Origin of the sequence: Bacillus sp. FSL K6-2971 (assembly GCF_038006405.1) — a bacterium.
Classification (GTDB): domain Bacteria; phylum Bacillota; class Bacilli; order Bacillales; family Bacillaceae; genus Bacillus; species Bacillus pumilus.
This window is the reverse complement of record NZ_JBBOVD010000001.1, coordinates 4071598-4083845: the sequence shown is the minus strand read 5'-3', so window position 1 is coordinate 4083845 and position 12248 is coordinate 4071598. Positions and strand designations below refer to the sequence as shown.

Here is a 12248-nt window from a genome sequence, read left to right as displayed (position 1 = left end):
TGGTCATCTTTCTCCCTATTTCATACAAGGATTGATATAATGATTGAAAACTTTCACGAGGAGCGAACCTGATGATTCGATTACACTGCCTTCATGCCCATCCGTCTAATCAGTCCTATATAGAGGACGTGTTTGGTGATACAGATATTGAGTTGCATCACACGGTCGATTCATCATTTATAGAACGTGCCACAAAAGATCCCGATTTTAATCCTCACAAGCAGCAAACCTATGCCATCAACAAATTGATGAAAGAAGATGAAGCCGACATCATTCTGCTCACGTGCACACAATATATTGCCGCTTTGGGTGATCAGCAGCATCTCTTTAAGCAACCGATTGTTCCGATTGATGAACCGTTATTTGAACTGATTTGTCAGAAAAAAGGGCCTCTTCAACTTGTGTTTTCAAACCCGAATACAGTGGAAGGGACTATGGAGCGGCTTGAATCATATGCAAAAGAGCACGGCAAACAGATTGATGCAGAGGTTATGGTGATGGAGGATGTCTTTCACCTTTGCCTAAACGGTGACATGCATGCTTATGAGGAGCAAATTAAAAAGCAGCTCAGAAGATGTATGAAAAAAAGTGGAGACATTTGCGTGATGCAGCTATCGATGGTTCATGCGGCACAGCAGATGGAAGAGGAGACAGGCGTTCCGATCATTCATCCGCTTTCTCCACTTAAACAGTTTGTCCATCAAACAATATCCGCTTTGAAAGAGTGAACCTTCTGGTTCGCTCTTTTTGTATAGAAACGGAAATGGAATGACATGTTAAAAAATAATCGAGCGCAAACTATTTTCAAAAGGTGCGCGTCTATCCATTGTAAGAAATAACCGATGCGCATTTAAGATAAAGGAGCTCTTTGTAAAATGAAGAAACGAAAAATTGAGGATCAATTTGCTGATTACGTAATGGAGCATAAACACAGTTTTTATCGATTGTCCTATAGTTATGTCAAAAACCCAGAAGATGCGATGGATGTCGTTCAAGAGGCGATTCATAAAGCACTCAAATCTGTTCACCGATTAGAGGATGCGACCAAGATGCATAGCTGGTTTTATAAAATCGTGGTGAACGCAGCCCTAGACTTTTTACGAAAGAAGAAGCGGGTGCAAGTGACAGACGATGATACGCTTGAATTCTTATCACAGGGTGAATCAGATGTATATGAGGATCAAGATGTCAGAAGAGCCATAGAGGATTTGCCCGAAATCTACCGGGGCATCATTATCTTGAGATTCTTTGAAGATTTAAAACTAGAGGACATCGCCCACATTCTCGATGAAAATGAAAACACCATTAAAACAAGATTATATAAGGCGTTGCGGCTTTTAAAAGTAGAATTATCGCAGGAGGAAATATAAATGGATAAGTATTTAGAACAGTTAAAAGAGGAATATTTAGAAATCCCCATTCCACCGGAATATGATGCTATGGTTGAACGGACATTAAAACGAAAAAACAAAAAACCTCATTTTCAGCAATGGACGATCGGACTTGTTGCTGCGGCTGCTCTATTTGTCACGACTGTGAATGTCAGTCCACAGGCGGCAAGAGCTATTTCGGAGATACCTGTCATTGGCGAGCTGGTGAAAGTCGTGACATTCACAGAATTTAAAAAGAGCGATCAAGGAACGAATATTGACCTTAAAACACCACACGTTTCAGGGCTTGGGGACGGAAAATTACAAGACAGCCTGAATCAAAAATATTTAGCTGAAAACAAAAAGCTGTATCAAGATTTTGAAAAGGAAACAAAGGGATATAAAAATGGTCATTTAAGTGTTGAGAGCGGATATGAAGTGAGAACAAACAATGACCAAATTCTCTCACTAGGTCGATACAAGGTGACCACTCAGGCGTCTGCGGCAGAGGAAATGACGTATGATACGGTGGATAAGAAAAATCATGTACTCATTACATTACCAAGCCTGTTTAAAGATGACCGTTATATTGATGTGATTAGTGAAAATATTAAAGAGCAAATGAAGAAACAGATGAAAGAGGATTCAAATAAGATTTACTGGATTACCAAGCAAGATACGGTTGATCCGTTTAAGAAGATTCAGCCAGATCAAAGCTTCTATATCAATTCAAAAGGCAAACTGGTGATTTCCTTTAATGAATATGATGTGGCGCCTGGTTACATGGGTGTAGTTGAATTCACGATTCCAACAAGTGTGTTAAAGGATATTCTTGTCAGCGATATGTACATTCATTAAAAGAAGAAAAAAGACTGCTGACATGTTCAGCAGTCTTGTTGTGTTTATGAAGAAAGTGCGTCTGTCAGTGCAGGTACGACTTGTTTCTTTCTTGATACAACACCTTTTAGTAAAGCGGTGTTGTTTTCAAGTGTGACGTTAAATGCTTTTTCTACTTTTGCAGCTTCGACACCGAGTGCAAGTGCAAGAGAGTCATTTTCTAGGATGTCTGTGATCACTAGAACGAATAGATCAAGACCTTTCGCTGCGATGACTTCATTGATTTTCGCTTCAATATCAGCCTGTCTTGCTGTAACTTCTGCGATATCTACTGTATTGACTTGCGCAATTTCCACTTTGCTATTGCCTAGTGCGAATTCTTTTGCATCAATTGTAATTAGTTCTTGAACCGTTTTTTGGCTTAGGTCAGCGCCAGCTTTTAGCATGTCTAGGCCGTAAACTTCTGGATCTACTCCTGCAATTTCAGCTAGCTCATGCGCAGCATCAATGTCTTGTTGTGTGCATGTTGGTGATTTGAATAGCAAGGAATCAGAAATGATTGCAGATAAAAGCAAACCAGCGATTTCTTTTTCAATCTTCACTTGGTTCTCTTTGTACATTTTGTTTAAGATTGTTGCTGTACAGCCAACAGGCTCAGCGCGATAGTATAGAGGTTCACTTGTTTCAAAGTTGGCAATACGGTGATGGTCAATGACCTCAGTCACTTGTACTTGATCAATATCGCTTACACTTTGTTGGAATTCGTTATGATCGACAAGAATGACTTGCTTTGTTTCGTTTGCAGCCGTTTCAATGAAACGAGGTGCTTCTTGTTTAAAGAAATCTAATGCGAATTGTGTTTCTCCATTGATTTCTCCAAGTCTGACCGCTTCTGCTTCGACGCCGATTTTGTTTTTTAGATCAGCGTAAGCGATAGCAGAGCAAATCGTGTCTGTGTCAGGGTTTTTGTGTCCGAATACGAGTGTTTTTCCCATGTGAATTCTCCTTCTTACATTTATTGATGATGTTTCTATTCTAACAGCTTTTGACCTTGAATTCAGGGTTTATAGCTAAGAATAATCTAAAAAATTGTAACATGCTGTTTGAAAAGTTGCATGTACGAATCAATATCAGTGTTCCACGTGAAACGCTCCTAAGATAGCCTGCATTTTACTTGCGATTTACCGCTATGGTAAAATAAAGGTTGGGGTAAGACATGGTGTAGCTTACATCGTACGTATACATAGAAGGATACATTGAGCAAGATATAGTAAAAGGATTGGATAGAGGTGAAGGTGTGAAACAAACTAAAGCGTTAGTAGAGGGCGCTATCATGATCAGTATTTTTTCTGTCATGACGCTGTTTTATTTGTATGTGCCGCTATTATCCATTATTTTCTTTCTAGCTGCTCCGATTCCGATCATCCTCTATACAATCAGGCACGGCTTGAAAAAAGGAATTGCTGCTGGCGCTATTGGGATAGTGATCAGCTTTTTAATTGGATCTATTAATGGACTCATGACGGCGCCAATTCTGATTGCTGTCGGATTAGGCATGGGTGTTTTCTATAGCAGAAGACAGCCTGGAAATGCCATCATTGCAGGTGCGCTGATCTATCTATTCAGTTTCCTTATCTCCTTTGTTGTCAGTGTTCAGCTTTTTCAAGTCGATATTATGAGTGTCGCGAAAGAGTCGATTGAGCAAATGATTCCAATGTTAGAGAGTGCCTTAAAGCAATCCGGCGCTTCTGAGCAGGACATTGCGAAGCAGCTGAAGCAGTTCAGAGAGATGAAGGATGCCGCATTGAGTGCTTTGCCTGTCGCGCTGTTGATGTTAGTTACGCTGACGGCGTTCGTGAACCACTGGTTTGTGAAGCCTCTGATCAAACGGTTTGTCAAAGACATGCCGGTTTTGAAGAAATTTAAGGATATGCGGCTGCCAAAAAGCATGGTATGGTATTATTTACTCACACTGCTTTTGATGCTGATTCAGACAGAAAAAGGCAGCTTTTTATCGCTCGTTCAAACGAGTGCGTTTCAAATTTTATTTATACTGGTGCTTATTCAGGGATTTTCTTTTATCTTCTATTATTGCCACGAAAAAAGCATCTCAAAAGCGGTGCCCGTTTTCGCTATCGTGTTAGGGGTTCTCTATCCGCCAATCGGTGTGATTGTGCGTATTATAGGGATTGCTGACATAGGCTTTGATTTAAGAGAAAAAGTAAAAAACAAATAATTCACTCTGAATGTTGAGGAGTTGATATCAGTGCCAAGCTTCTATAGAAAACCTGTCATCAAGTATCCGATCATCGCTTTGATTGTCCTTGCGGTGGTCACAGTCCTCCTCAACCTTTATTATAATTGGATCATAGGAGCGGTTGGTCTTTTAGTCCTTGCAGGTGTGCTCTACTTCTTAAAGTGGGCAGATACGCAAGTGCAAAAAGAGATTGATTCATATATTTCAACATTATCCTATCGAGTCAAAAAGGTTGGAGAAGAAGCATTAATGGAAATGCCAATTGGTATTATGCTGTTTAATGACCAGTATTATATCGAATGGACAAATCCATTTCTCGCTTCGTGTTTTCATGAAAGCACGCTTGTCGGCAGATCCTTGTATGATACATTCGAGTCCGTTGTGCCTCTTATTAAACAAGAGGTCGAGACAGAAAATGTGACGCTGAATGACCGGAAATTCAAAGTCATTATTAAACGGTCAGAGCGCCTTTTATATTTCTTTGATGTCACAGAACAGGTACAGATTGAAAGACAGTACGAAAATGAACGAACGGTGTTATCTTATATCTTTTTAGACAATTACGATGATGTCACGCAGGGCCTTGACGATCAGGTGCGCAGCACCATTAATAGTGAAGTGACGTCTCTGTTAAATAATTGGGCACAGGAATATGGCATTTTCCTGAAGCGAATTTCGTCCGAACGATTTATGGCGGTTCTAAATGAAAGCATTTTAGCAGAGCTGGAAGCGTCGAAATTCTCTATTCTAGACGAGGTCCGTGAGAAAACAGGAGCGCATAGTGCGACGCTTACCCTGAGTATCGGGATCGGTGCATCCGTACCTTCTTTAAAAGAGCTTGGGGCGCTTGCGCAGTCGAGTCTTGATCTTGCCCTCGGACGAGGCGGGGATCAGGTAGCTATTAAGCAACCGAATGGAAAAGTGAAATTCTACGGCGGGAAAACGAATCCAATGGAGAAACGGACACGTGTACGCGCACGAGTCATTTCTCATGCTTTAAAAGAAATTGTTTCTGAAAGCGGAAATGTCATGATCATGGGGCATAAGTTCCCAGACATGGACTCAATCGGTGCATCCATTGGGATTTTAAAGGTCGCCCAGGCTAATGGGAAAGAAGGCTATATTGTCATTGATGCCAACCAGATTGGGGACAGTGTTCAACGTTTGATTAGTGAAATTAAGAATTATGAAGATCTTTGGTCACGTTTTATCACGCCAGAGGAAGCCATGGAGATTGCAAAGGATGACACGCTGCTTGTGGTCGTGGATACACATAAACCGTCTCTCGTCATGGAAGAACGACTACTCAATAAAATTGAAAATGTCGTGGTCATTGACCATCATAGACGCGGCGAGGAGTTTATCCGTGACCCATTACTTGTCTATATGGAGCCGTATGCTTCATCAACAGCAGAGCTTGTGACAGAGCTTTTAGAGTATCAGCCGAAGAAATTGCGCATTAACATGATTGAAGCTACTGCGCTTCTCGCAGGGATCATTGTTGATACGAAGAGTTTCTCGCTGAGAACGGGATCAAGAACGTTTGATGCAGCATCCTATCTTCGTGCAAAGGGGGCAGATCCTGTCCTTGTGCAAAAATTCCTAAAAGAGACCGTCGATCATTACATCAAACGGGCAAAGCTCATTCAGCATACAGATCTGTATCAAAATCAGGTGGCGATTGCTTCATTACCGTCAGACAGCTCGGAGTATTATGATCAAATCACGATTGCCCAGACGGCAGATTCCCTGTTGTCAATGAGTGAGGTAGAAGCGTCATTTGCTGTCGCTAGACGAGATGACAACACGGTGTGCATTAGTGCGAGATCATTAGGAGATATCAACGTCCAAATTATCATGGAAGCGTTAGATGGCGGCGGTCATTTAACTAACGCTGCAACCCAAATGTATGGTATAACCATTGAAGAAGCGGTAGAGCAGTTAAAAGCTGCCATTGATGAATATTTCGAAGGAGGGGTTCAAAGATGAAAGTCATCTTTCTAAAAGACGTAAAAGGCAAAGGGAAAAAAGGCGAAGTCAAGAATGTAGCTGACGGATATGCTCACAACTTTCTCATCAAACAAGGGTTAGCAGTTGAAGCAAACCCAACGAACCTAAGCGCATTGGAAGGGCAGAAGAACAAAGAGAAAAAGAATGCCATCCAAGAGCTTGAACAAGCGAAACAACTAAAAGAAACACTTGAGGCGCTAACAGTAGAACTAACAGCAAAATCAGGTGAAGGCGGCCGTCTGTTTGGATCAATTACAAGCAAACAAATCGCTGATAAATTGCAAAAAGATCATCAAATCAAAGTCGATAAGCGCAAAATCGAGCTGAATGACGCCATCCGTGCATTAGGATACACAAATGTACCGGTGAAGCTTCATCCAGAGGTACAAGCAACGTTAAAGGTTCATGTGACAGAACAAGCATAAACCGAAAAGAACCCGTCTCATGAGGAGGCGGGTTCTTTTTTTTATGATGGATCTGAAATATAGACGCTTCGTCCGGCTCGCATACCGGATATAAACATGAAAAATAGGATGATGATAAAGATGATAATGGATGGCGTCCATGTATGTGTGAGATCAAAAAGGATACCGACCATGAAAGGACCAACGGCGGCTAATAAATAACCGAGAGACTGCGCCATTCCGGAAAGGGCAGCGGCTTGCTCCATATTGGTCGTCCGTAATCCGATAAAAGTGAGCGCCAGACTGATGCTGGCACCTTGTCCAATGCCGATCAATAAAACAGAGATCACAAGAATAGGCGTCGATCCTCCGAGAAGAAGCCCGATCATGCCAAGTAAATACACAAGGACAAGGCTCAAGACAAGCGGTCTTTGTGTTTTTAATTTTTCTGCAAAAACAGGCGTTAAAAAGGTGGATGGCAGCCCAGCAAACTGCATAATGGACAGCATCCAGCCGGCTGTCGACAGGTTCATTCCATGCGATGTTAAAATATCAGGAAACCAGGCGATGCTGCTATAGAAAAGGAATGACTGCAAGCCCATAAAAAAGGTCACCTGCCATGCGACACGTGAACGCCATATCGGCTGCTCTGTGAGCGAAATGCTTTTGACGGACGCTGTGTTCTGATGAAGAAGCTGTGGCGCCCAGACCATCATCGCGAGCAGTGCAAGACCGGCCCATACGAGGAATGATGTATTCCAGCCGCCAGGCATCGTATGACTGAGCGGAACACTGACACCTGATGCAAGTGCCGCAAAGACGGACATCGAGGTCGTATACACGCTCGTCATCAATCCTGCATGTGCAGGGAATTTATGCTTCACGAGCCCTGGTAAGAGCACATTACATATGGCAATCCCGACACCGACAAGCGCGGTTCCCATCATTAAGAAGGTGATCGAGCCAAACGAGCGAATCACAATCCCAAATAGAAGGACAGCCAGCCCTAGCCAGAGGGTTCGTTCATTACCCAGACGCTTCCCGATTTTAGGTGCAATAGGAGAAAGCAAGGCGAATGAGAGCAGTGGTAATGTTGTGAGAAAACCTGCAAGTCCATTGGAAAGCTGCAAATCGGAACGAATGGCGCCGATGAGAGGGCCGACGGACGTAATGGCAGGCCGCAGGTTAAATGCAATAAGTAAAATCCCAGCAATCAGCAGGATGGTTTGTCCTTTACTGCGAGGATGTAATGTTGATTGTTCTAGTTGTTGTTCCATGAATGTAAACTCCTTTATTTCTTTAAGAAGAACGATCTTTCTTCTGTTCAAGTTCTGCTAGTTTAGCGATTAAGATATGCTGCGGCATATGCATGATTTGTTCAATGGGTACATTGAGTGATGCCGCAAGTTTTTGTGCTGTATCGGCTGAGATTTGTAAAGGTCTCATATGCAAATCCCTCCTCTTTTAATCTATAGGTTCCAATATATCATATCGGCTTTGTGCCATGCTGATAAAAAATTAGAGTTCTCTTTTATAAAACCACTTTAGGGCTGATAAAAAATTTTTTTGAAATTGTTTCAGATGATGGCCCTTCCCTTGTTCGATGTGATAGTGCAGCTGCCATTCCTGCATCCCTTTCTGTAATAAAAGGTCATGTAGTTGTTTATTGAATAAAGGCATGTGCTGTTGAGCAGATGTTTTGCCTTTACCTTCTTCACTGCCCACAGACAAATAAATAAGGTGATCCACATACTGAATGCTTTGTTGTTTAGCAAACGGTAGAAAATCTTGATACCAAAATGACCCGGAGAGAGATGCGATGTTTTTAAAAAGAGCAGGGTGCATCAATAAAGTATAAATTGCAAATAGCCCACCTAATGAAGCACCTACGTGGCTATGTTCATGACAGGTCTCCTGAACTGGATATTCTTTTTTGATATATGGGAGCAAGTCATTCTCTAAAAACGACACATATGTCTGTGCCTCGCCTTTAAAGTCAGGAAACCCAGAGCGCAGTGATGATGCCTTCCATGGTGTATACTCATCAAGTCGATTGAAAGGGTGTATGCCGACAATGATGATTGGCGAGATGGTTTTGGCTTCGATCAGTCTTTCGATCTCTAGCAGGTGTGTTCTAAACAAAGAAGAGCCATCTTGTACAAAGACAGCTGGAACATTAATAGAGGTGTCCTGTGGAACGTAAATATCAAGCTGACGACCGTTAAACTCGTCATATAGAAACGTTCCGTTCATATGTATTCACTCCTCAAAATTCTCAACTACGCTAAAAAGAAGACAAAGGGCTAAACATTAGCCCTTTGTCTTCTTTTTAGTTGTTTTTCTCTAACCATTTGACAGCCTTATCAAGGAAGGTTGTTTTGCTTAGTGCAGTTCCTCCTTGAAGCATAGGATCAACGACATTTTCATTGATGTGCCCATTTTTCACAGCTTTTAGGCTTGTCCAAATTTTATTTTCCTCTAAGTCCTTTAATGCGTTAGGATTCGATGAGTTTTCCTCTTTAGAGAACTGAACAAAAATATAGTCAGGATTGAGTTCGCCCAGGCGCTCCAATGAAATCATTGCTTGTGCTTTGGCTTTTTTAATATCACTTGGTGCTGTAAATCCTAAGTCCCCATATAAGGTAGAGTTGAAGTATACGTCTTCAGGATACACGTACAGGTCGCCTTGTCTAATGCGTAAAATGACAGCTGTTTTGTTGTTGCTTTTGTCTTTCAGGGTTTCTTTCGCTTGTTTAAGGTCTTTCTGATAATCAGAAATGATGTTTTTCGCTTCTTCACTTTTGCCAGTAAGTGTACCGAGCAATAAAAGATTGCTTTCCCAGTCAGAAGAGACGTGGGATACTGGGATCGTCGTTTGGACTTTATCCAATTTTTTTATTGTTGCAGGTGGGAATTTTGTTGATCCTAGTATTACGTCTGGTTTTAGTTTTAAGATTTTTTCTAGATTCGGTTCTGTTTTTTCACCGATGCCTTCTGTTTTCGCTGTGATGTCTTTAAATAATTCAGGGAATGTGCCGCCTACAGTAGAAGCACCAATAGGTTGAATATCAAGTAATTTTGCATCTTCCATTGATTCTAGGCTTCCAGCAATGACGATTCGTTTCACTGGTGTTTTGAGGTTGTATGATTGATCTAAGTAATTGATGTTTGTTTCTGTTGCTTCAGCTGACTTGCTTTTGGTTGTGTTTGAAGCAGGTTTATTTTCTTCAGCACCACAGGCAGCAGTGGTGATCGTCATGATACAAAGGATAAGCAATGCTAACCATTTTTTCATTTGTTTTCTCCTTTAACTGATAATTGTTCTCAATTAATGATTGTATTAGGCTTTTGTCCTTTTATCCATAGATAATTCTCTGTCGAATGATGGACTTTTTACGGAAAAAAAGATAAAAGGTCCTGAATGACTCGTTGATGACTGGCTGCTGTGTATTCACGCCAAGGGTCAGATGCTAGTGGATAGACTGCTTGTTGAGTCACAGCCTTGAGATTTTGCCAATCTTCCTGTTGCTTTAACTTTTGATAAAAAGCAATGGTTTTTGGCTCCTTATGCAAGAAGAGGAAGATGGCGTCTGGATCTAGCTGTTGTATGGAGCGAATGGTGATTTCTTTTTCTATTAGCTGTCCATCATTCTGAAAAGCTGGCAGAAGACCAATATCATGAAAAATCACTTCTGACATGGTGCGATTGACAGACAAGTAGAGTTGATCTTGAAAGATACGAAGAGGCAGGACGGTTTTTGGTGGATGATCAAAAAGGCACGACTTTTTCGCTTGAATGACGAGTTCCTCATAATGAATCAACCATTCTTCTGCTTCCTTCGCTTCGTTTAAGAACATAGCTGTTTGTCTGAATTGAGTGCGCCAATCCAATTGTTTGAATGGAACAAAGTGAACAGAACAGATGGTTTTCAACACTTGTTTTTCTTCCTCTGTCACATGATCATTGGCAATGATTAGCTCAGGTTTTGTTTCCTTTAATTGCTGTAAATTGGCTTCAGCGTGCTCGTTGATCCGATGTGCACTCAGGTGAATCGGGATTTCTTCTGCATGATACTCAAAATCATGTGCTGTCCATTTAGGGTGAAGAGGGGCAGCATACGGGATGATATGAATGGGTGTGAGCTGACCGAGTATGGAATGGCCATAGGCTGCAATTTTCCGCTGACGGCTTTTCATATAAGTAGAAGGGGTCATGCCCGTTTTTTTCTTAAAGATGCGGCTAAAGTAATAGGGATCTTGATAGCCGATTTCCAGTGCAATGTCTTTGAGCTTTGCGTTGCCTTTTGCCATTAATTGTTTGGCTCTAGCCATCCTTTTCTTGGTGATATAATCAGTGACACTCACATTAAAATGCTTTTTAAATAGCTCACTGTAATGATTGGCGCTGATGCCAGCCATTTGAGATAGACTTGTAAGGCTGAGAGGCTCTTCGGAATGTTGATCGATATATTGTTTTGTTTTGAAAAGGGCATGTGCTGTGTCACAAATATCTTCTTTATGCAGTGTGAAAAGCTGCATAATAAGCTGTTGAAAAAGAGTTTGGCTTCTAAAAAAGCTAATGGCTTCAGGTCTTTTCCATTCCTCTGTCATTTCTGGAAGTAAAGAATGAATTTGTTCAATCGAGCTAATATCGATAAATTGCCATACATTCAGTAAAGAACGGGCATGTTCAGTTGATACTTCCCGTATGTTTTGATCTTGCAGCATGTAGAGCTGAAAGCGAAACAGATAAAGCTCTTGTTTTTGATAAGGCTCTGTTTTCAACATAAATGTTTCTCCAGGAAGGATCGTATAGAGTGTCAGATGTTTCAACCGCCATTTTTGATCGTTCAATGTGAGTAAACCTCTGCCGCTTATGCTGAAGAGGAAGCAGAATGTATCTGATAGCTGCTGCTCCGTATGCGGAAGCTCTGCATTATTTATTTTTTCAGTATATGTTAATCGATAGATGAATTGTTCTGCATTTGCCATTGTACGTAATTGATTGCTGTTTCCCATAAAACCACCTGATCTCTTATTTGTTGATAAACATTCTCAATTAAATTGTAGCAGAAAGAGCTGGGAGATGGTGATGTTTATTCTGTCAAAAAAGCACCCTGAGTGTGATCAGGGCGCGGTGATTTAGTCCGTTTTTCCATGGGCTAGCGCAGGTTCTTTTGTTAAGCTTAATGGCCGTAAGTCCTGCCAGTGTGTCTGGATATAATCGATGCAGGCATTTCTAGTGTCTTCATCAAAGACCTTTTTCCACCCATCTGGCACTGGTGCAAATGATGGCCAAAGTGAATGCTGTCCTTGTTCATTGACAAGCACAAGAAATACACCGTCTTCACGATCAAAGGGATTTGTCAT

Annotated in this window: 13 protein-coding genes; 6 read left to right on the top strand and 7 right to left on the bottom strand. The window is 41.4% G+C overall.

Annotation, left to right across the window (positions count from 1 at the left end; genetic code table 11):
* Positions 1-71: 71 nt before the first annotated feature.
* The 3 genes from MHI33_RS21600 to MHI33_RS21590 all read left to right on the top strand — a co-directional run bounded on the left by MHI33_RS21600 (position 72) and on the right by MHI33_RS21590 (position 2228).
* Positions 72-728 (top strand): hypothetical protein, encoded by a 657-nt coding sequence (locus MHI33_RS21600; RefSeq protein WP_065097578.1) that lies wholly within the window; start codon positions 72-74, stop codon positions 726-728.
* Between the two features lie 147 nt (positions 729-875).
* Complete coding sequence (locus tag MHI33_RS21595; RefSeq protein ID WP_003215191.1) at positions 876-1370, top strand: RNA polymerase sigma factor; 495 nt, start codon at positions 876-878, stop codon at positions 1368-1370.
* Positions 1371-2228 (top strand): DUF3298 and DUF4163 domain-containing protein, encoded by an 858-nt coding sequence (locus MHI33_RS21590; RefSeq protein WP_003214892.1) that lies wholly within the window; start codon positions 1371-1373, stop codon positions 2226-2228.
* A gap of 44 nt (positions 2229-2272) precedes the next feature.
* On the opposite strand, the gene MHI33_RS21585 is transcribed toward MHI33_RS21590, so the two are convergent.
* Positions 2273-3202 (bottom strand): manganese-dependent inorganic pyrophosphatase, encoded by a 930-nt coding sequence (locus MHI33_RS21585; RefSeq protein ID WP_003214584.1) that lies wholly within the window; start codon positions 3200-3202, stop codon positions 2273-2275.
* 302 nt (positions 3203-3504) lie between these two features.
* On the opposite strand from MHI33_RS21585, the gene MHI33_RS21580 reads away from it, so the two are divergent.
* The 3 genes from MHI33_RS21580 to rplI are packed head-to-tail and all read left to right on the top strand — an operon-like array spanning position 3505 to position 6899.
* Positions 3505-4443: a YybS family protein gene (locus tag MHI33_RS21580; RefSeq protein ID WP_340913731.1), complete on the top strand. Its 939-nt coding sequence runs from the start codon at positions 3505-3507 to the stop codon at positions 4441-4443.
* A 30-nt stretch (positions 4444-4473) separates the two neighbouring features.
* On the top strand, positions 4474-6453 hold the full coding sequence (locus tag MHI33_RS21575) for a DHH family phosphoesterase (protein ID WP_065097581.1): 1980 nt from the start codon (positions 4474-4476) through the stop codon (positions 6451-6453).
* On the top strand, positions 6450-6899 hold the full coding sequence (gene rplI / locus MHI33_RS21570) for a 50S ribosomal protein L9 (RefSeq protein ID WP_044139055.1): 450 nt from the start codon (positions 6450-6452) through the stop codon (positions 6897-6899). Before MHI33_RS21575 ends, rplI begins: the two co-directional genes overlap by 4 nt.
* Before the next feature lie 41 nt (positions 6900-6940).
* On the opposite strand, the gene MHI33_RS21565 is transcribed toward rplI, so the two are convergent.
* The 6 genes from MHI33_RS21565 to MHI33_RS21540 all read right to left on the bottom strand — a co-directional run bounded on the left by MHI33_RS21565 (position 6941) and on the right by MHI33_RS21540 (position 12248).
* Positions 6941-8155: a CynX/NimT family MFS transporter gene (locus MHI33_RS21565; protein ID WP_340913730.1), complete on the bottom strand. Its 1215-nt coding sequence runs from the start codon at positions 8153-8155 to the stop codon at positions 6941-6943.
* Positions 8156-8177: 22 nt separating this feature from the next.
* Positions 8178-8324 (bottom strand): YycC family protein, encoded by a 147-nt coding sequence (locus MHI33_RS21560; protein ID WP_003214589.1) that lies wholly within the window; start codon positions 8322-8324, stop codon positions 8178-8180.
* Positions 8325-8396: 72 nt separating this feature from the next.
* A complete protein-coding gene (locus MHI33_RS21555) occupies positions 8397-9131 on the bottom strand; it encodes an alpha/beta hydrolase (protein ID WP_113767974.1) in 735 nt (244 codons plus the stop codon).
* A 76-nt stretch (positions 9132-9207) separates the two neighbouring features.
* Positions 9208-10173, bottom strand: a complete 966-nt coding sequence (locus MHI33_RS21550; RefSeq protein WP_065097584.1) for an ABC transporter substrate-binding protein — start codon at positions 10171-10173, stop codon at positions 9208-9210.
* Between the two features lie 98 nt (positions 10174-10271).
* A complete protein-coding gene (locus tag MHI33_RS21545; RefSeq protein ID WP_268507175.1) occupies positions 10272-11897 on the bottom strand; it encodes an AraC family transcriptional regulator in 1626 nt (541 codons plus the stop codon).
* A 123-nt stretch (positions 11898-12020) separates the two neighbouring features.
* Positions 12021-12248 (bottom strand): MbtH family protein, encoded by a 228-nt coding sequence (locus MHI33_RS21540; RefSeq protein ID WP_340913725.1) that lies wholly within the window; start codon positions 12246-12248, stop codon positions 12021-12023.